The sequence below is a fragment of the Streptomyces sp. NBC_01591 genome, from assembly GCF_035918155.1.
Taxonomy (GTDB): domain Bacteria; phylum Actinomycetota; class Actinomycetes; order Streptomycetales; family Streptomycetaceae; genus Streptomyces.
Genome location: NZ_CP109327.1, coordinates 6,217,379 through 6,239,605 on the forward strand (window position 1 = coordinate 6,217,379; position 22,227 = coordinate 6,239,605).

Below are 22,227 nucleotides of genomic sequence, written 5' to 3' on the forward strand. Positions count from 1 at the left end.
ATCGGGTGACATCGGCATCGCCGGCTGTGAGAGGGACGGAATGAAACCGACCGAGAGCGCCGCGCCGCTGTCGCGGCTGCAAGGTTTCGTCGGCCTCACGCCGAAAGTGGGTGCCGTTGTCATCGCGATCGCCGTTGTTCAGATCGCGACCGGTTTCTACCGAACCGTGAGCGAAGGACACGCGCTCTTCCCCGACGGCAGGGCCGGCTGGTCCCTCGCCGTCCTGACCGGAATCATCGTCGGCCATCTGGTCGCGCTCGGACGCGACCGCTGGTGGGGCGGCACCGGTTCCGGGGCCTCCCTCACCCTGGCCGTGCTGCTGCTCTACGGCTGGGTGCCCGCCGGACTGGTCAGCCTGGTCGTCGTCGTCCTCGTCGGCGTCGCCCGCAGACACCGCTGGTGGCAGGGGTTGCTGCACGGCGCGGTGGACATCCTCGGGATCGGCGCGGCGGCCCTGGTGCTCGCCGCGTTCGGTGAGGTGCAGACCGTCGAATCCCCCTGGCAGCCACTCGACTGGGGCATCGACTCCGTCCCGGAGGTCCTCCTCGCCGCCTCCACCTACCTTCTGGTCACCCGGGTCCTGCTGTGGTACGCGCGGGCACCCCAGGGCGGCGGACTGCCGACCATCGCCCGCACCGCCCTGCTGCGCCAGAGCCTCGTCGCTGTCGCCCTGCTCGCCATCGCACCGCTGATCTGCGTCGTCGCGATGGCCACCCCCCTGCTCCTGCCGCTCTTCGCGGTCCCGCTGATCGCCCTGGACTCCGCCCTCTGGATCGCCCGGGCCCGGGCCGAGGAGCAGCTGCGCGACCCGCTGACCGGGCTGCCCAACCGGCAGTGGCTGCTGGAGCGCACCTGGACGGCCCTGGAGGACGCGGAATCCGTCGGTGCCAGGTCCGCTCTGGTCCTGATCGACCTCGACCGTTTCCGTGCGGTCAATGACACCCTCGGCCATCTGGCGGGGGACCGGCTGCTGTTGCAGATAGCGGAACGTCTCAGGCTCGCGCTGCCCCGGGGCGCGGAGGCCGCGCGGCTCGGCGGCGACGAGTTCGCGGTGCTCCTGCCGACGGCGGACTCCACCACCAGCGCCCAGCGGGTCGCCCGCCATCTGGTCGCCGAGCTGTCCTCCCCGCTGGACCTCGACGGTCTGACTCTGGTGCTGGAGGCCAGCGCCGGGGTCGCCGTCTACCCGGACCACGCGCTGGACGCCGAAGGGCTGCTCAGGCGCGCGGACGTGGCGATGTACCAGGCCAAGCGGGACCGTACGGGCGTCGAGGTCTACGAGTCGAAGCGGGACAGCAACACTCCGGACCGGCTCGGACTCCTGGGCGATCTGCGCCGCGCCCTGGACGCCGGCGAGGTCGAGCTCCACTACCAGCCGAAGGTCCGCTTCGACGGCCAGGTGGCCGGCCTCGAAGCCCTGGTGCGCTGGGTGCATCCGGAACGCGGCAGGGTCCCCCCGGACGAGTTCATCGCCATCGCCGAGTCGTCCGGCCTCATGCCGCACCTCACGGAGTACGTCCTGGAGACGGCGCTGGCCCAGGTCGCCCGGTGGCGGGCGCAGGGCCTGTTCGTCCCGGTCGCGGTCAACGTCTCCCCGCGCGACGTCCACACCCCCGGGTTCGCGGGCGGCGTCGCGGCCCGGCTCGCCCGGCACGGCGTCCCGGCCGGGGCACTGCAGCTGGAAATAACGGAACACGTGCTGCTGGAGGACCCGCAGCGCGCCGCCGACACGCTCGCCGGGCTGACCGGGCACGGCGTGAAGATGTCCCTCGACGACTTCGGCACGGGGTACTCCTCGCTCGTCCATCTGCGCCGGCTGCCGGTCAGCGAGCTGAAGATCGACCGCTCGTTCGTGGCCCGGCTGGCCGTGGACAACGAGGACGCGGAGATCGTCCGCTGCACGATCGACCTGGCCCACTCGCTCGGCCTGCTGGTCGTCGCGGAAGGGGTCGAGGACGACGAGACCTGGGAGCGGCTGCGGGATCTGCGCTGCGACGCGGTGCAGGGGTGGCTGGTCGCCGCGGCGATGCCGCCGCAGGAGACCACGGCCTGGCTGCGGGCGCGGGGCGAGCACGGCTGGCGGCGGCCGGCCGAGCTGGCGGCCGCGGCAGCCGCCGCGGCGGCAGCGGCCGCTGTGCCACCGGAGCTGGAGCAGCGGCCCTCCGGGCGGGCGGTCGATTCGCGGCCCGCGACGACCTGAGCCCGGAGTGGCCACCGGCCCTGCGCCCCGTGGCCCCTCCGCCCTCAGAAGCGTTACAGGACCGGGAGGCGCTACGGGGCCGGAAGGCGGTACGGGACCGGGAGGCGACAGCAGGGCCGGGAACGGCCCGAGGAGCCTGAAATCCTCGTCCGACCAGGGCGTTCGCCCGGGTGGCGGGAGTGGCGGCGGCCGACACCATAGGATTGGGCCAAAACCACACACCAACCCCTGAGGATCGCTGCATGCCTGGCATCACGCGCGAGGAGGTCGCCCACCTCGCCCGGCTGGCGCGTCTGGAGCTGAAGGGCGAAGAGCTCGATCACTTCGCCGGTCAGCTCGACGACATCATCGGCGCGGTCGCCCGCGTCTCCGAGGTCGCCGACCAAGACGTACCGCCGACCTCCCACCCGCTGCCGCTGACCAACGTCATGCGCGCGGACGAGGTCCGTCCGTCGCTCACCCCCGAGCAGGCGCTCTCCGGCGCCCCGGCCCAGGAGCAGCAGCGTTTCAAGGTGCCGCAGATCCTGGGGGAGGACTAACAGCCATGACGGACAACAGCACCATCATCAAGCTCACCGCCGCCGAGATCGCCGCGAAGATCGCCTCCGGCGAGCTCACGGCCGTCCAGGTCACCGAGGCCCACCTGGCCCGGATCGACGCGGTCGACGAGAAGGTCCACGCCTTCCTGCACATCGACCGCGAGGGCGCGCTCGCGCAGGCCCGCGCCGTCGACGCCAAGAAGGCGGCCGGTGAGAAGCTCGGCCCGCTGGCCGGCGTCCCGCTCGCGCTGAAGGACATCTTCACCACGCAGGACATGCCGACCACCGTCGGCTCCAAGATCCTCGAAGGCTGGATCCCGCCGTACGACGCGACCCTCACCAAGAGGCTGAAGGCCGCCGACGTCGTCATCCTCGGCAAGACCAACATGGACGAGTTCGCCATGGGGTCCTCCACCGAGAACAGCGCCTACGGCCCGACCGGCAACCCGTGGGACCTCACCCGCATCCCCGGCGGCTCCGGCGGCGGCTCGTCCGCCGCGCTCGCGTCGTACGAGGCCCCGCTCGCCATCGGCACGGACACCGGCGGCTCCATCCGCCAGCCCGCCGCCGTCACCGGCACCGTCGGCGTCAAGCCCACCTACGGAGGCGTCTCCCGCTACGGCATGGTGGCCTTCTCCAGCTCCCTGGACCAGGGCGGGCCCTGCGCCCGTACCGTCCTGGACGCGGCCCTGCTGCACGAGGCGATCGCCGGGTACGACCCGATGGACTCCACGTCCATCGACGCCCCGGTCCCGCCGGTCGTCGAGGCCGCGCGCAACGGCAGCGTCGAGGGCATGCGCGTCGGCGTCGTGAAGCAGTTCGCCGGTGAGGGCTACCAGGCCGGTGTCGTCCAGCGCTTCAACGAGTCGGTCGAGCTGCTGAAGTCGCTCGGCGCCACGATCGTCGAGCTGGACTGCCCGTCCTTCGACCTGGCCCTGTCGGCGTACTACCTGATCGCGCCGTCCGAGTGCTCCTCCAACCTGGCCCGCTTCGACGCCATGCGCTACGGGCTGCGCGTCGGCGACGACGGCACGAGGTCCGCCGAGGACGTCACCGCGCTCACCCGCGAGGCGGGCTTCGGCGACGAGGTCAAGCGCCGCGTCATCCTCGGTACGTACGCACTCAGCTCCGGCTACTACGACGCGTACTACGGCTCGGCGCAGAAGGTCCGCACCCTCATCACGCAGGACTTCGAGAAGGCCTTCGACCAGGTGGACGTCATCGTCTCCCCGACGACGCCCACCACCGCCTTCCCGATCGGCGAGCGCGCCGACGACCCGATGGCGATGTACCTCGCGGACCTGTGCACCATCCCGACCAACCTCGCGGGCAACTCCGCCATGTCGCTGCCCTGCGGCCTGGCCCCCGAGGACGGACTGCCGGTCGGGCTGCAGATCATCGCCCCCGCCATGAAGGACGACCGTCTCTACAAGGTCGGAGCCGCCGTCGAGGCCGCCTTCGTGGAAAAGTGGGGACACCCGCTGCTGGAGGAGGCTCCGTCGTTGTGAGCGCACTGACCAAGGCCAAGGGCTTCAAGAAGTCCAAGACCGGTACGTACCTGTCCATCGGCACCACCGCCTTCGGGGCGGTCGGCGTGCTCAAGCAGGCCAAGAAGGCACGCCACGAGCACGACACGCTCCGACTGATCGACGCCGTTGTCTCCGCCGCCGCCATCGCCACGGGTGTCGCCCTGCTGCTGCGCGAGCTCAAGCGCCTCGGCGATGACGACGTACTGCTGGGCTGAGAGGGAAGTTTCACCGTGACTGTCACCGACCTGGTGTCGTACGAGGACGCGCTCGCGTCCTACGACCCCGTCATGGGCCTGGAGGTCCATGTCGAGCTCGGCACCAAGACCAAGATGTTCTGCGGCTGCTCCACCGAGCTCAAGCAGGACGCCAACTCCCAGACCTGCCCGGTCTGTCTCGGCCTGCCCGGCGCCCTGCCGGTCGTCAACGAGATCGGCGTCGAGTCCGCCATCAAGATCGGCCTCGCGCTGAACTGCGAGATCGCCGAGTGGTGCCGCTTCGCCCGGAAGAACTACTTCTATCCGGACATGCCGAAGAACTTCCAGACCTCCCAGTACGACGAGCCGATCGCCTACAACGGCTATCTGGACGTCCAGTTGGAGGACGGGGAGATCTTCCGGGTGCAGATCGAGCGCGCCCACATGGAGGAGGACACCGGCAAGTCGACCCACGTCGGCGGAGCCACCGGCCGTATCCACGGCGCGTCCCACTCCCTGCTCGACTACAACCGTGCCGGTATCCCGCTCATCGAGATCGTCACCAAGCCGATCGAGGGCGCGGGCGCACGGGCCCCCGAGGTCGCCAAGGCGTACGTCGCCGAGCTCCGCGAGCTCATCAAGGCGCTCGGCGTCTCCGAGGCCCGCATGGAGATGGGCCAGATGCGCTGCGACGTCAACCTGTCGCTGCGCCCCAACGGCACCGAGACGCTCGGTACGCGCTCCGAGACGAAGAACGTGAACTCGCTGCGTTCCGTCGAGCGCGCCGCCCGTTTCGAGATCCAGCGCCACGCGGCCGTGCTGTCCTCCGGCGGCACCATCGTGCAGGAGACCCGGCACTTCCACGAGGAGGACGGCTCCACCACGGCCGGCCGCATCAAGGACAACGCCGAGGACTACCGCTACTTCCCCGAGCCCGACCTGGTGCCGGTTGCCCCGGCCCGCGAGTGGGTCGAGGAGCTGCGCAAGGGTCTCCCGGAGCTGCCGCGGCTGCGCCGGGCGAGGCTCAAGGAGGAGTGGGGTGTCTCCGAGCACGACATGCAGTCCATCCTCAACGCCGGCGCGGTCGACCTGATCGTCGCCACGACCGACGCGGGCGCCCCCTCGGACCAGGCCCGCAAGTGGTGGATGGGCGAGCTGGCCCGCAACGCCAACGAGACCGGCCGCGGCCTCGACGAGCTGCCGATCACCCCGGTGCAGGTCGCCAGGGTGGCCGAGCTCGTCACCTCGGGCGACCTCAACGACAAGCTGGCCCGCCAGGTCATCGAGGGCGTCCTCGCGGGCGAGGGCGACCCGGACACCGTCGTCGAGAAGCGCGGCCTGAAGGTCGTCTCCGACGAGGGCGCGCTGTCCACGGCCGTCGACGAGGCCATCGCCGCCAACGCGGCCATCGCGGACAAGGTCCGCGGCGGCAAGGTCGCGGCGGCGGGCGCGCTCGTCGGCGCGGTCATGAAGGCCACCCGGGGCCAGGCGGACGCGGCCCGGGTGCGCGAGCTGATCCTGGAGAAGCTCGGCGTCGAGGGCTGATCCCTCTCCGCAGGCACGTCCCCGAAGGGGCGGTGCACCCGTGAGCCGGGTGCACCGCCCCTTGGACTTTCCCCTACGGCCTGTTGGACGTTCACCACCGAGCCGTACGAAATCCTTCCGCGCGCTACCCGGCTTGATTAGCTTCCCGGCTGTACGACAGGACTCGGGAGGCTCAACTTGACCACGGACATTTCACGGCGACGGCTCTTCGCGCTCGGCGGCGGTGCGCTCGGCGCCGCGGCGGCGGGGTCGCTGCTGCCGCCGTCGCTGCAGGCCGCGATCGCCGCGCAGCCGGCACACTCGGCGGGGTCCGGAGGCCGCGACGGGCTCGGAGCCATCAAGCACGTGGTGATCCTGATGCAGGAGAACCGTTCCTTCGACCACTACTTCGGGACGCTCCGGGGCGTACGCGGTTTCGGTGACCGCAACGCCGTCGAGCTGCCCTCGGGCAAGCCGGTCTTCGAGCAGCCCGCACCGCTGGGCACCTCCGTGCTGCCGTTCCCGGTGCGCGACGCCGCCGAGACGCAGAAGAAGGACCTCCAGTACATCGGTGCGCTCGACCACTCCTGGAGCGGTGGCGGCAAGGCATGGGCCGGGGGGTGGATGAACGGCTGGGTGACCGCGAAGACGGCCGCCACCATGGCGTACTACGACCGCCGTGACATCCCGCTGCACTACGAACTGGCCGACACCTTCACGGTCTGCGACGCCTACCACTCCTCCGTCCACTCCTCGACCAGCCCCAACCGCAACCACCTGTGGAGCGGGAAGACGGGCAACGAACCGAACGGCAAGCGGGCCGTCGGCAACGACGCCTACAACGAGGGCGCGCACCCCGGTTACGACTGGGGCACGTACGCGGAGCGGCTGGAGAAGGCCGGGCACAGCTGGCGCACGTACACCGAGTGGGAGAACTTCACCGACAACCAGATCGAGTTCTTCGCCACCTTCAAGGCGGTCGCCCGCAAGGCGCTGGCGAAGACCGGCGGCCACACCTTCATGGAGTCGTTCTACGCCGCAGTGCGGGACGCGGACGCCACGGAGCGGGAGCGGCTGTTCGGCCTGCTGGAGGAGGGTGTCGCCACCCTGGACAAGGCCGAACGCAGCCTCTTCGAGCGGGCGTTGCGCCGGGTGGAGACCGGAACGCTGGCCGACGAGTTCGCCAAGGACGTGGCGGCGGGCACCCTGCCGGAGGTCTCCTACCTGGTGCCCTCCGCCGTCGACTCCGAGCACCCGAGCGTCTCCTCGCCGATCCACAGCGCGACGATCGTCTACAAGGTCCTGGACGCGCTGGGCAAGCACCCCGACGTGTGGCGGCACACCGCGGTCTTCATCAACTACGACGAGAACGACGGCTTCTTCGACCACGTGCCGCCGCCGGTCGCGTCGCCCGAGGTGACCGAGGAGCAGTGGGAGGGCAAGCCCACCGGTCTCGGCATACGGGTGCCGATGCTCGTCATATCGCCGTGGACCGTCGGCGGTTACGTCTGCTCCGAGGTCTTCGACCACACCTCCGTGATCCGCTTCCTGGAGCGCTGGACCGGGGTGAAGGAACCGAACATCGGCGACTGGCGGCGCACCGTCACCGGCGATCTGACCTCGGCCTTCGACTTCTCGCGCGGGCGGCGCCGGCCCGAGGTGGAACAGCCGGGCGCCATCCCGCCGTTCAGCGGCCGCTGGTCGCCGAAGCCGCCGCTCGTGCAGCACATGCCCGTACAGGAACCCGGTGCACGCCCGGCGCGCGCGCTGCCGTACCAGCCGGACGCGCAGGCGAAGGTGGTGGACGGCGCGGTGCAGGTGGCCCTCAGCAACACGGGGCGCTCGTCGGCGCACTTCGCGCTGTATCCGTACGCCGGTGAGTTCCCCGTACCGCAGCACCGGGACGTGAAGGGCACGGCGCAGTGGACTGTGCCCGTCTCCGGTGCGGCGTACCGGTTCACGGTGACGGGGCCGAACGGCTTCCGTCGCGAGTTCGCCGGGCCCGCGAAGGACGGTGCCTCGGCCGGTGCCGAGGTCGCGTCGCGGGTCGACGCCCATGAGCGCGACCTGCATCTCACGCTGCGCAACACGGGCCGGACGACGCTCACCTTCACCGTGCGGCCGCTGGGATACGTCGACGAGGCGGACCTGCGGGACTGGACCAGGACCGTCAAGGTCAAGCCGGGGCGCAGCCGTACAGTGGTGCATTCGGCCGCCGACGCGCACGGCTGGTACGACCTGGACGTCACCGTCGACGGGGACGACGCGTTCCGGCGCCGGCTGATGGGGCACATCGAGAACGGCCGGGCGAGCGTCTCGGGCTGACCCCGGTCCGGACGGTGGGGGCGCCGTGGCTCGTCGTACGACGCGGCGCCCCGCCGGAAGCCACCGCGAGTCCGGAAGCCGCTGTAGTTCCGGAAGCCACTCGTCCGGATGCCGCTGTGAGTAAGGCCACGAAAGAGACAAAGGATCACGTTCGGCTGCCAGAGTGACGGTTCTCAGGTCATGCGTTCTTTGCAGGTAATTCATGCTTTGTACCAGTAAAGGATCACGAACCAGCAGGGAGCACGTCCGTTGGCTGCCATCGCCCGCTGGTGCATCAGGCACCGTCTCATCGCCGTCCTCCTCTGGCTGCTCGCCCTCGGCGGCGCGGCCACCGCGGCGGGTTTCGCGGGTTCCGCGTACTCCAACGACTACGAGGTGCCCGGTACGGAGTCCGGCCGCGCCGCCGAGCTCCTCAGGGACGGCTTCACTGACCTCGGCGGTGACACCGACACCATCGTCTGGCACACCTCCGACTCCACCGTGCGGGCCGACGACGTCCGGCAGACGATGACCCGGACCCTGCACGAGGTCGAGGAACTGCCCGGGGTCGGCGCGGTCACCGGCCCGTACGGGGCGTCCGGCACCGCGCAGATCAGCGCCGACGGACACACCGCCTACGCCACGATCACCTTCGACCAGCCGGTCGAGGACATCCCGGTGCAGCAGGCCGGGGCCGTCGTCGACACCGCGAAGGCGGCCGACGCCGATCATCTCCAGGTGGAGCTGGGCGGCCCGGCCATCGCCCTCACCGAAGCGCCCTCCGTCCACCTCAGCGAGGCCATCGGGGTCGTCGTCGCGGCGGTCGTCCTGTTCCTCGCCTTCGGCTCGCTCGCCGCCAGCATGCTGCCCATCGCCACCGCGCTGGTCTCCGTCGGCACCGCGTACGCGGGCACCGTGCTGCTCGGCCATGTGATGACCGTCGCCGACTTCGCCCCCATGCTGGGCATGCTGATCGGGCTCGGCGTCGGCATCGACTACGCCCTGTTCATCGTCACCAGACACCGCAGAGGGCTGCGCAGGGGTCTGTCGGTCACCGAGGCCGCGCAGAACGCCGTCGCGACGACCGGCCGCGCCGTGGTCTTCGCCGGGGCCACCGTCTGTATCGCACTGCTCGGCATGCTGATCCTGCGGCTCGGGTTCCTCAACGGTGTGGCGATCGCCGCCTCGCTCACCGTCGTCCTGACCGTGGCCGCCTCGGTGACCCTGCTCCCCGCTCTGCTGTCCTTCATCGGCACGCGGGCGCTGAGCCGGCGCGAGCGCAGACAACTCGCCGAGCACGGCCCGCAGCCCGAACTGCCCACGGGCTTCGCCGCCCGCTGGTCCGCCTTCGTCGAACGCCACCCCAAGCTGCTCGGGGCGCTGGCCGCCGTGGTGATGCTGGTACTGGCGCTGCCCACGTTCTCCCTGCATCTGGGCACCTCCGACCAGGGCAACAACCCCTCGTCGTCGACCACCCGGCAGGCGTACGACCTGCTGGCCGACGGCTTCGGCCCCGGCGTCAACGGGCCACTGACGATCGCCGCACAGCTGGACGGCGCGGACGACCGGCTCGCGATGGACAGCCTGCCCGCCACGCTGCGGTCCACCGAAGGCGTGGCCTCGGTCGGCCCGGTCACGTACAACAGCGACGGCGGTACCGCCTTCGTCACCGTCGTACCGAAGTCGTCGCCGCAGTCCCAGGAGACCAGCGCGCTCGTCGACCGGCTGCGCACGGACGTGCTGCCACGGGCCGAGCAGAACACCTCGCTCCGGGCCCATGTCGGGGGAGTGACCGCCAGCTACGACGACTTCGCCCGGATCATCATCGGCAAACTCCCGCTCTTCGTCGGCGTGGTCATCGGGCTCGGCTGTCTGCTTCTGCTGCTGGCCTTCCGGTCGATCGGTATCCCGCTGAAGGCCGCAGTGATGAATGTGGCCGCAGTCGCCTCCTCGTTCGGAGTCGTCGTCGCGATCTTCCAGTGGGGGTGGGGGAGCGAACTGCTGGGGCTGGGCAGCTCGGGCCCCATCGAGCCGTTCCTGCCGGTGATCATGGTGTCCGTGCTCTTCGGGCTGTCGATGGACTACCAGGTGTTCCTGGTGGGGCGGATGTACGAGGAGTGGCTGGAGACCGGTGACAACCGGCGGGCCGTCCGGGTGGGTCTCGCCGAGACCGGCCGGGTGATCAACTCCGCGGCCGTGATCATGATTTCGGTCTTCCTCGCGTTCGTCCTCAGCGGGGACCGGGTCATCGCCATGTTCGGTATCGCGCTCGCCGCGGCCGTCCTGCTGGACGCCTTCGTCCTGCGCACGCTGCTGGTCCCCGCGCTGATGCATCTGCTGGGCGGGGCGAACTGGTGGCTGCCGCGCCGGTTGGACCGGCTGCTGCCGCGGATCAGCATCGAGCCTCCCGAACGCGGCCTGCCGCATGCGAGGATCCCGCAGGCGGCGCAACCGGCAGAGGCGGCGCAGGACGCGCGAGCGGTGGAAGCGGTCCGAGAAGGAGCGGTTCGAGAGGGAGCGTGAAGTCCGCTGATCGACTGAGCGGTGGTGGGCGGCACGGGCCTAGGCTCCGGGACCGAACCTGGCCGGTGTGTACTTGCTCTGCTGCTCGCGGTACGAGCGGGCGAGGTGGTGCTGGAGCCGGATGTGGCGGAACTGGTACACCGCGCCGGTCTGGCGCAGGACACCCCGGCGGTAGGCGTCGTCCAGGAAGGCCACCGTGTCCCAGGGCAGCTTGCCGGTCAGGGGCAGCCAGACCCTCGACAGGACCAGCCACCGTCCCCAGGCGGTGAACGAGAGCGCGTACGAGCACGTGCCGCCGAGCCCGCCGATGGCACCGATGACGAGCCCGTCCGCCGCGTTCCAGATCAGCGTTCCGAGGATTCCGTCGAGCAGGTCGGTGATCAGGTGCCCGCCGACCGCGATCACCAGGGTGAGCATCGGTACCAGTACGAGAACCTGCCGGACCACCGTCGCGCGGTTCGAGGCCAGCAGGCCGGCCGGGGTGGCCGCGGAGGCGACGTCCAGCGGCGCTTCGAGCACGGCCATGATCCCGAAGACGAGTCCGGCGCCCGCGCCGAAGATCAGGCCGAGGACCAGCATGTTGATGACGGTGCCCCTGATCACCAGCTCGTTCGCGAGCGGGATTCCGTAGTACAGCCAGCGCTGGAGGGCGAGGGCACAGGCGCATCCGACACCCATCACGAATCCGCCCAGCAGAACGGCGCCGAATCGGGCGACGAACGTACGCACCGGTCTGCGGCCGACACCGGTGCCCGCGCCGGGCAGCCGCAACCGCACATGGGCGGGTTCGAAGGCCGTGGTACCGAACCGGACCAGGATCGCGTGGACACATCCGAAGGCGAGACCGGCGGCCGTCCCCATCGAACCGCCCAACAGGAGGGCCTCGCCGACCGGGAACGGCAGGTTGATCAGGTTGACGAACCACACGGCGAGCGCGACGCAGAGCGCCGAGGACACCACCACCGACAGCAGCCGCGTGGACAGCCGCAGCGAATCACCGATCCGCCACCACGCGAGGTCCTGCTGGTCGCCGTCGAGCCGGGCCAGATGGTGGGCGAGATGGCCGAGCCAGCGCTCGGCGCGCTCCGGATCGCGGTGCCGCTCCCGGCGACGGGTGGCGCTCCGCTCGGCGACGCGGCGCCGGTAGACCGTCGGCACGAAGCCCGCCAGCAGATGCTCTTCGAGGGAGTTCTCGTCGGGGAAGCGCTCGGCGTCCAGCAGCTCCGCCGGAATCGTGTCGGGCGCCTCGCTGTACATCGTCCGCGCCAGGATGATCATGAGCGGGGTGCTCAGGACCCTGGCCAGGGGGGTGGCCGCCCCGCTCTCCCGGGCGCGCAGCCGGTCCAGTACGGGGGTCCAGACCGCCGCGCTCCCGCCGTCGCCGCGGGGGACGGGCCGGGCCGTCCGGGGCAGGTAGGCGGCGAGGTCGTCGAGGGTGAGATCGGTCAGTTCGAGACCGGCGGCCCAGACCAGCGGGGCACCGGCCTCCTGGACGGCCTCGGTGAACTCGCCGCGCCGACTGGTCAGTACGAGCGGGAGCGAGGTGGAGTTGAGCACCTCCAGGGCCGTACTCCGCAGACCTTCCGCGATCTCGTCGAAGCCGTCCAGGACCGGCAGTACGAGATCGGCGTCGACCAGGGCGGCGGCCAGCGTCGACCCGTCGGGGGCCCGGCGGGTGAGATGCGGGTGGTCGCGCACCAGCCGGTCGATCAGCCAGTCCCGCAGCGCGACGGCCGTGGGATCCCAGGAGCCGATGCTGAAGATCACCGGCACCCGGTCGTGCGGCTCCCGGCTTTCCAGCTGGTCCAGGACGAACCTGATCGTCAGGATCGACTTGCCGGATCCGGCCCGGCCGAGGACGACGAGCCGCCCGGACCCGATCCGCCGGTAGACCTCGGCCACGCTGCCCAGATCGCCGCTCAGGTCCATTCGGTCCGGCGTCGCTCCCGGCGGCAGACGCTGAATGTTCTCCGAATGGTCGGTCAGCGATTCGGGGGCGTCCTGCCAGCGCACCGGAAGCGGAAAAGGGTCGTGCACCCGGCGGTGTTCCTCCTCACGCTGCCAGCGGCGCCTGATTTCCCGGGCCAATTCGGTGGCGGCGGTGACGAGTTCGCCGTGAACGGGTGAGGCGGCGGGGGTGGGGCGGACTTTTGGCCCGGGATTCTGCACGGAATTCTGCACGGAACTCTGCGCGGGATTCTGCGCAGGTACGGGTACGGGTACGAGTGCGGCAGCGGTGGCGGGCGCGGATTCGGGTACGCGCGCGGGTTCGCCGGCCGGTTCGGCCTTCGACTTCGCGAGCGTGGCGGCGAGCCGCTGACGGTCCTCGGGCCCGGCCTCCAGCGCGTCCGCCAGCAGGTTCACCGTCCCCAGCCGGTGATCGCTGGATCTGCCGTTCTCCAGTCTGCGGATCGTACGCACGCTCACCCCGGACCGTGCCTCCAGCTGCTCCTGCGTCAGCCCCGACCGATTACGCAGCCGACGCAACAAAGTGCCGAGCTGATCCGCCACTTCGACATCCCTCCACCACCGAGCGCGGTCGCGACGACCCTACCGGTGACGACCGGTCATATATGGCCGGTCGCCTGTCCTGTTCGCGGAATGGCGCGAACAGCACGATCAGTGGTGCCCGGCCGGTGCGCCGACACGGGGCGGCGCACCCCGCCGGGCATCCGGGAAGCAGATGGCGTCCATGGGGCCGGACCGGCACCGGCATCGGACCTGATCGCCTCTCATGAATTTCTCCTGCTACGACTCATGAGGAGTTGACATGGCCTACCGATTCTGGTGCGGCGAATGCGGATTCAAGACGCCGTGGCTCGCCGAGTCCGAGGGCGCGCAACGCCAACTGGAGCACTACACCAAGCAGCACCCGGGAATTCTTGCCGGTGGCCATGTGGAGACCAACCGGAAAAATCCGCAAGGCAGCCTCGGCTGCCTCCAAGTGGCGGGAATTCTCGTCCTTTTGCTGATCATTGCGGCCGCGTGCCAACGCTGAGGCGCGGCCGAACCCCACCAGACAGCCGGAATGACCGACCGACCGAAAGGGACAGGAAAAAAGATGAGCATGCGCGACGATTCCGGAGCAGGCATCGAGACCGGCACGGCGAACCAGGGCACTGGTGGCGCGGCCCGACGCTCCTCGCGGGTGCGCGGAAGCCGGCGGTGGCTGCTGCCGGTGGCCACCGCGGCCTGCCTGCTGATGACCGGTGTCGGCCCGGCGGCCGCCGACGCCCCGGCCACCGGCACCTCGACCTCTGCCGCCGCGACCCCGGCCGACATCCTGCAGGCCGGCGCCCAGCAGGGGATCGCCGACGGATACCCGGGCGTGATCGGCATGGTCCGGCAGGGCGACGCCACCCAGTACGTGCACGCGGGTGTCGGCAACCGCGCGACCAAGGTGCCCGCAGACCCGAAGGCGAAGTTCCGGATCGGCAGCAACACCAAGGCGTTCATCTCCACCGTGCTGCTCCAACTGGAGGGCGAGAAGCGGCTCTCACTGGACGACACCGTCGCCAAGTGGCTGCCGGGGGCGGTCGCCGCCAACGGCTATGACGGCTCCAGGATCACGATCCGTCAGCTGCTCAACCACACCTCGGGCCTGCCCGACTACCTCGGCTCCCTGCAGATCAACGGGCCGTACTTCCTCAACACCAACCCGAGGGAGGTCCTGCCGCCGCAGACCCTGGTCAACGTCGCCCTCGGCATGCGTGCGCCGACGACCACGCCAGGGGAGAAGTTCGGCTACTCCAACACCAACTACGTGCTCGCGGGCATGGTGATCAAGGCCGTCACCGGCTCGGAACCGGCCGCGGAGGTCCAGCGGCGCATCATCGAACCGCTCGGTCTGCGCGACACCAGCTTCCCCACCGCGGACCCCGCGCTCTACGGCAACTACCTCCACGGCTATGTGATCCGGGCGATCCTCATCGACGACGGCACGGTCTCCAACGTGCAGGTCACCGGGAGCGCCGGTGCCATGGTGTCGACCATGGACGACCTGGCCGCGTTCTCCCGGGCGCTGCTGACCGGAAAGCTCCTGGCGCCCGCGCAGATGACCGAGCTCAAGACCACCGTCCCCGTGACCGCCGACATCGGCTACGGGCTGGGCATCGAGCACATGAAGCTGTCCTGCGGGAAGTGGGCCTGGGGGCACAACGGCGCGGTGCTCGGCTACTTCAGCGAGTGGCTGAGCAGCGAGGACGGCACCCAGCAGGTGATGCACGCGAACAACGAGTTCCATCTGCTCGGCGGTACGCCGGGGCAGACCCACACGTACAAGGCCATGACGGACGCGTTCTGCGCGCTCTGAGGACCGCGACCGGAAGGGCTCTCCCCGCGCGGCCGGGCCGATGACACGGCCCGGCCGCCCCGGGCCGGGCCCCGACCCGGCCGCCCCCCTCACCCACCCGCGAGAGCCGCCCGCTCTCGGAGAGGACACCCGATGAGAACGCTGCTGACCACTTGGCGCGCGCGGACGAGGACGGCCGTCGCCGCTGCCGCGCTGACCGTGACCGCGACACTCGCGACCCCGCTCGCGCACGCCGAGGGCTCCGCCCCTCCCGTGCTGTCCGACGGATTCGGCCTGACCCAGGTCGCCGGGGGCACCGAGGTGCGCTCGGACACCGACTTCACGATCACCGTGACCACCCCGCAGGTGGCGGGAGCGCACAAGATCCGCATCTTCCTGCCCAGCGGCTACCGCACCGACCCCGGAAAGCGCTGGCCGGTGACGTACTTCCTGCACGGCGGGGGCGGAACCGTGGACGATGCCGCAGCCGCCCCGGCGCTGCGCTCGGACTCGATGATCACCGTCGTGCCGGACGCCGGCCTGAAGGGCTGGTTCGCCGACTGGGTCATGCAGAACACCGCCGAGGGCGCGGCGAACTGGGAGACCTTCCACCTGAAGCAGGTCGTCCCCTTCATCGACGCGAACCTGCGCACCGTCGCCGACAAGGACCACCGGGCCGTCGTAGGCCTGTCGATGGGCGGCTTCGGTGCCCTGCACTACGGCGAGGCCCGCCCCGACCTCTTCGGCCATGTCGCCTCGCTGTCCGGCGGCATCGACTTCGGCATGGCGGAGGTCCGCGGAGCGGTCCTGGCCACGGAACTCAACGTCACGGGCGCCTGGTGCGCCGTGAGCACCTCCACCCCGTCCGGCACCGGCCAGTGCACCGGTTACGGACCCACCGTCGACAGCGACGCGATCTTCGGCTCCCCCTACCCGGTCCTGAACGCGGATCGGATCTGGAAGGCGGTCGACCCCGCCGCCACGACCAACCTGGCCAAGCTCGCCGGGACCGAGGTCACGCTCTACACCGGCAGCCAGGGCCTGATCGACCACTTCACTCGGATTGCCGCGAAGAACGTCGAGGCCCGCATGGACAAGCTCGGCCTGACCAGCCGCCTCGTCGACTACGGCAACGGGTCCTCGCTGTCTCCCACGTGCGACGGCGGCCACAACTACGGCTGCTGGGCCCCCGCCCTCGCCGACTACATCCCCCGGCTCCAGGACTCGTTCGGCACGGCGGGCTGACCCCCGACGGAAACAGGCCCGGCCCCCGGCCGGCGGGCGCCCGCCCGTCGGCCGCGCGGTCGTTAAGGGGGTTCTCATCCGGGCCACCTAGCGTGCGGAACATGAACCCCACGACTTCCGCGAACCCCACCAACCCCACTGCCCCCTCGGCATCCGATGCCGAGAAGACCGCGACCGAGGACGCCGCGTACGACACGGACAAGGTTGCCGGCGAAGCCGGGGATGCACTCGCGGAGGCCGAGGACCTGGAGCAGGACGGCTTCGACGAGCCGGACGGCCTCGACGACTCCGGCAAGGAGCCCTCCGGCCTCGGCGCGGCCGCCGCCGCCGTGGCCGCGGCCGCTCTCGGGGTCGTCGCGCTCACCGGGTCCTGGACGGGCAAGGTCGCTGCCGAGCGCGAGACCCTGATCGGCCAGATCAAGACCTCGAGCGGTGGCACCGCGGCCCAGCAGATCTCCGAGATCTACGGCGACGCCTGGCACTCCACCGCACTGGTCAATGGACTCTTCGCCCTGCTCGCCCTGCTGGCCGGGATCTTCGCCCTGGTCCGCCCGGCCTTCGGCGCACCCTCTGCACACCCGCAGCCCGGCTGGGTACGCGCCGTCGCGACCGCGGGCATCGCGCTCGGTGTCCTCGGCCTGCTGCTCTCCGTCGGCATGTACTTCGACCTCATCGTGGCGTTGCCGACCGCGACCGCCGCCCAGTGACCACGACGACCGGCGGACACGGGCGCGTACGGAGCGGGTGAGCTCCACGGACCCGGCCCGAGGGCCGTCCCGTAGGGCATCCGCCCGAGGGGCCCCGGCCCGTATGCGGCGGCGCCCGCACGGGGATAGGGCACCCCGCCCCGCGAAGATGCGGATCTTGCCCGATGCGGCGACACCCCCTGCGGGATGACAGTCGGGGGACGGCAGAGAACCACTGCCGCCCCCGGCCCCAACGGGCCTTCGTCCTCAGGGAGAAGCACATGCACACGTACCGGCTCCACGAGCTGCACGCCGCCGAACTGCGCCGCCGGGCCGAGCAGGAGCGGCTCGTCCGGGAGGCCGTTCGCGCCCGCCGGGACGCCCGCAGGGCCGCCCGGCGCTCCGGGCGCAAGGAGGCCGAGGGGCCGGTGAGTACCGACCGGAAGCGATTCGTCCACGCCGCGTGAAGGCCGTCCGACGGTGCCCGGTGTCCGGTGGACCGGCGCCGGGCGGACCGGTGTCCGACGGCCCGGATACGGGGCCCGCGCGGCCGGACCCGTATGCGATGCTCGGCGACGTGGAGACCAGGTCCGTCAGTCCCGTGTTCGTCGGCCGCGAGGGCGAGTTCGCCTCGCTCGTCGACGCGCTCGCCCGCGCCTGCCCGGCGGGTACCGGCGGCCCGGACGGGGCCGACGGCGCGGGCGAGCCGCAGGCGCTGCTCATCGGCGGTGAGGCGGGGGTCGGCAAGACCCGGCTGGTCGAGGAATTCCTCGCGGCGGCGGTGCGCCGCGACGCGGTCGTCGCCGTCGGCGGCTGTGTCGAGGTCGGCGCCGACGGCCTGCCCTACGCCCCGTTCTCCACCGCGCTGCGGGCCCTGCGCCGCACCCTGCCCGACGAGGTCGCCGCGGCCTGCGCCGGGCAGGAGGGCGAGCTGGCCCGGCTGCTCCCCGAACTCGGCGAGGCCGACCGGGACGCGACCGACGAGCACAGCACCGCCCGGCTCTTCGAACTCACCGCCGGACTCCTGGAACGCATCTCCGCCGGGCGCGCCGTCGTCCTCGTCCTCGAAGACCTGCACTGGGCCGACGCCTCCACCCGGCATCTCCTCGCCTACCTCTTCCGCACCGTGCGCAACGGCCGCCTCGTCGTGATCGGCACCTACCGCTCCGACGACATCCACCGCCGCCACCCCCTGCGCCCCCTCCTCGCCGAACTGGACCGGCTGCGCACCGTCCGCCGGATCGAACTCGCCCGCTTCAACCGCGCCGAGGTCCGCCGCCAGCTCACCGGCATCCTCGCCACCACCCCCGAGGCCGCCCTCGTGGACGAGATCTTCGAACGCTCCGACGGCAACGCCTTCTTCGTCGAGGAACTCGCCTGCAGCCTGGAGAGCGGCGACCACTCCCGGCTCTCCGACTCGCTGCGCGACCTCCTCCTCGTACGCGTCGAAGCGCTTCCCGACGACGCCCAGAAGATCGCCCGGATCGTCGCCGAGGGCGGCTCCACCGTCGAGTACGAACTGCTGGCCGCGGTCGCCCGGCTGACCGAGGACGAACTCATCGAGGCACTGCGGGCGGCCGTCGGCGCCAACCTGCTCCTCACCACCCCGGAGGGCAACGGCTACCGCTTCCGGCACTCCCTGGTCCGCGAGGCCGTCAGCGACGACCTGCTGCCCGGCGAGCGCTCCCGGCTCAACCGGCGCTACGCACAGGCACTGGAGGCCGATCCCACCCTCGTCCGCGCCGGAGAACGCGCCACCCGCCTCGCCAGCTACTGGTACGGCGCACACGACGCGGCCAAGGCGCTGCCCGCCGTGCTGAAGGCATCCGTCGAGGCCCGCCGACGCTTCGCGTTCGCCGAACAACTCCGCCTGCTGGAACGGGCGATGGAGCTGTGGGACGACGCCCCCGACGACGTACGCCGCACCCTGCGGCCCATCGACTACGCCGAGAGCTACCCGGCCTGCGGCTGCGACCCCGACACCACCCCGCTGCGCTGTCTCGACCTGATGGCCGAGGCCACCGTCGCCGCCCGGTTCGGCGGGGAACGCGAACGCGCCCTGGCCATCGCCAAGAAGGCCATGCGGGTCCTGGAGGGCGAGGACGACCCGTTGCGCGCCGCCTGGTTCTGGGTCCAGCGCTCCCGGCTGATGCAGGACCTCACCCGCGGCGACGGCCGCGAGGAACTGGCCACCGCCCAGGAGCTCGTCCGCGGCCTGCCCCCGTCCGCCGTGCACGCCGATGTCCTGATGAGCGTGGCGGGATGGGGCGCCCTGCACCGCCCCGGCGCCGAGACACTGCTCGCCGCCGACCGGGCGGTGGAGTACGCCGGACTCGTCGGCGACGAGTACATCGAGCTGCACGCCCGACTCACCCGCGGCCGGCTCACCGCCGAGGCGGGCGGTGTCGACGAGGGCATCGCCGAGATGTACGCCGTCCGCGACCGGGCCGACGAACTGCACCTGGTCGGCATCATGAGCCGGGCCGGCATCAACCTCCCCTCCACCCTCGAATCCATGGGCCGCTCCCTGGAGGCGGTGGCCGCCGCCGACCACGGCATCGAGATCAGCCGCAGCCACGGCATCGCCGACATGGAGGCCTGGGTGCGCTGCAACCGGGCGACCTCGCTGTTCTCCCTGGGGCACTGGGACGAGAGCCGGGCCACCACCGACGCGGCGGCCCGCGCCGCCCGGTCCGGCAAGGCGCAGGGGCTCGTGGCCTCACGCCGCACCGAACTCGCCCTGGCCCGGGGCGACCTGGCCGAGGCCGAGATGCAACTCGCCCTGACCCGGCGCTGTTTCGGCTCCCGCGACCCGCAGCCCCAGCACGTCCTCGTCCCCGCACGCCACGCCATGGCCCTCGCCGCGCAGCAGGGCCGGCTCGCCGTGGCGCGGGCCGAGTTCGAGGCCCGGGCGGAGCAGGGTTTCCCGCCCGGCACCCAGCGGTACGCACTGCCGCTGCTCCACGTCGCCGCCGCCGCCGAGGCCGACGCCAGGGGCCTGCCCGCCGCCGACCCCGGCCGGCCGGCGATCCTTGCCGCCATCCGGGCCCATCTGAAGCGGCTGCCGATGCTCGTCCCCGTCTGGGCCGCCCACGGTCTCCTCGTCGACGCCGAGCTGGCCAGGGCCGAGGGCGACGACACCCCCGACCACTGGTCCCGCGCGGCCGCCGCCTTCGCGCCCCTGCACCGCCCGTACGAACTGGCCCGGATCCGGCACCGCTGGGCCGAGGCCCTACTCATCGCCTCGGGCGACCGGTCCACGGTCAGCACGCTGCTGCGCGAGGCCCACCGCACCACCGTGCGACTCGGCGCCCGCCCGCTGACCGAGACCATCGAGCTGCTGGCCGGCCGCGCCCGCATCGCCCTCGCCGACCCGGACCGCGCTGCCGCACACGAGATCCCGGCCGCCGTCACCGTCCAGGACGGCACCGACGAGGCCCCGGACCGGGAGCGCACCGAGGACCGCCTGCGCGCGGCGGCCGCGGCCGCGGTGGAGTCCTTCGGGCTCACCCGGCGCGAACAGGATGTGCACCGGCTGGTCGCCGCGGGCCACACCAACCGCAGGATCGCCGAGGAGCTCTACATATCGCCCAAGACCGCGAGCGTGCACGTCTCCAGCATTCTCGCCAAGCTCGGCGTCTCCAGCCGAGGCGAGGCGGCCGCCCTCGCCCACCGGCTCCGCCTGTACCCCGCCGGGAGCGCCTCCTGACCGGGACCGGCCGAACCCGGCCCGCCCCGTTCACTCAGCCCTGAGCGTCCGGGGTGTCCGCGTCCCGGTCCGCCTCCGGTGCCGTGTCCTGACCGGACGGCTGCGCCGCGCCCGCGCCGGACGCCCTGACGATCACCTTTCCGGAGGCCAGGTCTATCGGCCCGCGCCCCGGGTCGCCGACGCCGAGATCCACCCGGGTCAGCTCCAGCCGCTTCTGCTCGTCGGCGGCATGCTTACGGCCCGGCGCGAAGAGCTCCTCGAAGAAGTTGAACACCGGCCGCACGCCCTTTCACCTGCTGTAGCCGCTACCGCACCTGCAGCACCAGGATCCTGTCGTCTCCCGGCTTCGGGGTGCCACGGGTGTCCGTATTGCTCGTGACGAGCCAGAGCTTGTCGCCGCCCGCGGCCAGCACGGTGCGCAGACGGCCGTACTTCCCTTCCAGGAACGACTGCGGGGCCGCCAGAGGTTCCTCGTCGGCCCCGCCGGACAGCGGAATCCGCCAGAGCCGCTCACCGCGCAGGCCCGCCATCCAGACCGAACCCTTGACGAAGGCGATCCCGCTCGGGGACGCATCGGACGTCTTCCACTGTGCCACGGGATCGATGAAACCCTTCTTCCCCGCCTTGCCCTCGGCCTCCGGCCAGCCGTAGTTCCGACCCGGCTCGATCCGGTTCAGCTCGTCCCAGGTGTCCTGCCCGAATTCGGACGCCCAGAGCTGCTTCTGCCCGTCCCAGGCCAGCCCCTGCACATTGCGGTGGCCGTACGAATACACCACGGAGTCGGCCGCCGGATTGCCGTGCAGCGGCTCCCCGTCCGGGGTCATCCGCAGGATCTTGCCGGCCAGCGACTTCTTGTCCTGGGCGAGGCCGTCGTCGCCCGTCTCCCCGGTGCCCGCGTACAGCATGCGGTCCGGGCCGAAGGCGATCCGCCCGCCGTTGTGGATCGCCCCCTTGGGGATGCCGCGCAGGATCGTGTCCGGCGCGCCCAGCAGCTGTCCGGGCGTCGTGCCGTCCTCGTCGTACTGCATACGGGCGATGCGGTTGTCGGACTCGGTCGTGAAATACGCGTACACCAGATGGTCCGCGCCGTACGTCGGGGAGACCGCGATCCCCAGCAGTCCTCCCTCACCGGCGGGCGCCACCCCGGGCACCGCGCCCAGCAGGGTCTTCTTGCCGCTCTTCCCGTCGATCCGGGTGATCGTGCCCTTGTCACGGGAGGAGACCAGCAGATCGCCGCCGGGCAGCGCCGCCAGCCCCCAGGGCGACTCCAGACCCTCGGTGAGCGTCGACACCACCTTCACCGAGCCCTTCGCGGGTGGCAGGGCGGGCGAGGCGGACGGGGCCGACGTGGCGGGGGAGGAGCCGGAGGCCGGTGGCGTCCCCCCGACGCCCGCCGTGCTGCCGGAGCCGTCGCCCGAGGAACACCCCGCGGTCAGTACCAGCGAGCCGGCCGCCAGCGCGGCCACTGCCCCGCGGCGCAGGC

16 protein-coding genes are annotated in these 22,227 nt (G+C 71.4%); 13 read left to right on the top strand and 3 right to left on the bottom strand.

Features of this window, described 5'->3' with window-relative positions; genetic code table 11:
* The first annotated feature begins 40 nt into the window (after positions 1–40).
* The 7 genes from OG978_RS28815 to OG978_RS28845 all read left to right on the top strand — a co-directional run bounded on the left by OG978_RS28815 (position 41) and on the right by OG978_RS28845 (position 10,813).
* The gene (locus tag OG978_RS28815) at positions 41–2,200 is read left to right on the top strand and encodes a putative bifunctional diguanylate cyclase/phosphodiesterase (protein ID WP_326768002.1); all 2,160 of its coding nucleotides are present in this window, start codon (positions 41–43) and stop codon (positions 2,198–2,200) included.
* A 242-nt stretch (positions 2,201–2,442) separates the two neighbouring features.
* The gene (gene gatC / locus OG978_RS28820) at positions 2,443–2,739 is read left to right on the top strand and encodes an Asp-tRNA(Asn)/Glu-tRNA(Gln) amidotransferase subunit GatC (protein WP_015036350.1); all 297 of its coding nucleotides are present in this window, start codon (positions 2,443–2,445) and stop codon (positions 2,737–2,739) included.
* A gap of 5 nt (positions 2,740–2,744) precedes the next feature.
* Complete coding sequence (gene gatA / locus OG978_RS28825) at positions 2,745–4,247, top strand: Asp-tRNA(Asn)/Glu-tRNA(Gln) amidotransferase subunit GatA (protein ID WP_326768003.1); 1,503 nt, start codon at positions 2,745–2,747, stop codon at positions 4,245–4,247.
* On the top strand, positions 4,244–4,483 hold the full coding sequence (locus OG978_RS28830) for a hypothetical protein (protein WP_072486848.1): 240 nt from the start codon (positions 4,244–4,246) through the stop codon (positions 4,481–4,483). The genes gatA and OG978_RS28830 overlap by 4 nt, the downstream gene beginning before the upstream one ends.
* Positions 4,484–4,498: 15 nt before the next feature.
* A complete protein-coding gene (gene gatB / locus OG978_RS28835; protein ID WP_326768004.1) occupies positions 4,499–6,007 on the top strand; it encodes an Asp-tRNA(Asn)/Glu-tRNA(Gln) amidotransferase subunit GatB in 1,509 nt (502 codons plus the stop codon).
* Between the two features lie 177 nt (positions 6,008–6,184).
* On the top strand, positions 6,185–8,311 hold the full coding sequence (locus OG978_RS28840; protein WP_326768005.1) for a phosphocholine-specific phospholipase C: 2,127 nt from the start codon (positions 6,185–6,187) through the stop codon (positions 8,309–8,311).
* A gap of 249 nt (positions 8,312–8,560) precedes the next feature.
* Positions 8,561–10,813: an MMPL family transporter gene (locus OG978_RS28845; RefSeq protein WP_326768006.1), complete on the top strand. Its 2,253-nt coding sequence runs from the start codon at positions 8,561–8,563 to the stop codon at positions 10,811–10,813.
* Between the two features lie 39 nt (positions 10,814–10,852).
* Here OG978_RS28845 and OG978_RS28850 read toward each other — a convergent pair whose 3' ends face one another.
* Positions 10,853–13,324, bottom strand: a complete 2,472-nt coding sequence (locus OG978_RS28850; RefSeq protein ID WP_326768007.1) for an XRE family transcriptional regulator — start codon at positions 13,322–13,324, stop codon at positions 10,853–10,855.
* Positions 13,325–13,583: 259 nt separating this feature from the next.
* Here OG978_RS28850 and OG978_RS28855 point away from each other — a divergent pair, with 259 nt between their 5' ends.
* The 6 genes from OG978_RS28855 to OG978_RS28880 all read left to right on the top strand — a co-directional run bounded on the left by OG978_RS28855 (position 13,584) and on the right by OG978_RS28880 (position 20,744).
* Complete coding sequence (locus OG978_RS28855; protein ID WP_326768008.1) at positions 13,584–13,811, top strand: hypothetical protein; 228 nt, start codon at positions 13,584–13,586, stop codon at positions 13,809–13,811.
* 69 nt (positions 13,812–13,880) lie between these two features.
* Positions 13,881–15,125, top strand: a complete 1,245-nt coding sequence (locus OG978_RS28860) for a serine hydrolase domain-containing protein (protein WP_326768009.1) — start codon at positions 13,881–13,883, stop codon at positions 15,123–15,125.
* Positions 15,126–15,257: 132 nt separating this feature from the next.
* A complete protein-coding gene (locus tag OG978_RS28865; RefSeq protein WP_326768010.1) occupies positions 15,258–16,349 on the top strand; it encodes an alpha/beta hydrolase in 1,092 nt (363 codons plus the stop codon).
* 101 nt (positions 16,350–16,450) lie between these two features.
* On the top strand, positions 16,451–17,056 hold the full coding sequence (locus OG978_RS28870; RefSeq protein ID WP_326768011.1) for a hypothetical protein: 606 nt from the start codon (positions 16,451–16,453) through the stop codon (positions 17,054–17,056).
* A gap of 260 nt (positions 17,057–17,316) precedes the next feature.
* Positions 17,317–17,502 carry a hypothetical protein gene (locus OG978_RS28875; RefSeq protein WP_326768012.1) on the top strand — a complete coding sequence of 62 codons (186 nt, stop codon included), beginning with the start codon at positions 17,317–17,319 and terminating at the stop codon, positions 17,500–17,502.
* Between the two features lie 98 nt (positions 17,503–17,600).
* Entirely contained in the window at positions 17,601–20,744 is a 3,144-nt protein-coding gene (locus OG978_RS28880) for a helix-turn-helix transcriptional regulator (protein WP_326770197.1), read from the top strand.
* Between the two features lie 34 nt (positions 20,745–20,778).
* On the opposite strand, the gene OG978_RS28885 is transcribed toward OG978_RS28880, so the two are convergent.
* Positions 20,779–21,027: a DUF6191 domain-containing protein gene (locus OG978_RS28885; protein WP_326768013.1), complete on the bottom strand. Its 249-nt coding sequence runs from the start codon at positions 21,025–21,027 to the stop codon at positions 20,779–20,781.
* 22 nt (positions 21,028–21,049) lie between these two features.
* A complete protein-coding gene (locus OG978_RS28890) occupies positions 21,050–22,210 on the bottom strand; it encodes a PQQ-dependent sugar dehydrogenase (RefSeq protein ID WP_326770198.1) in 1,161 nt (386 codons plus the stop codon).
* Between the last annotated feature and the right edge of the window lie 17 nt (positions 22,211–22,227).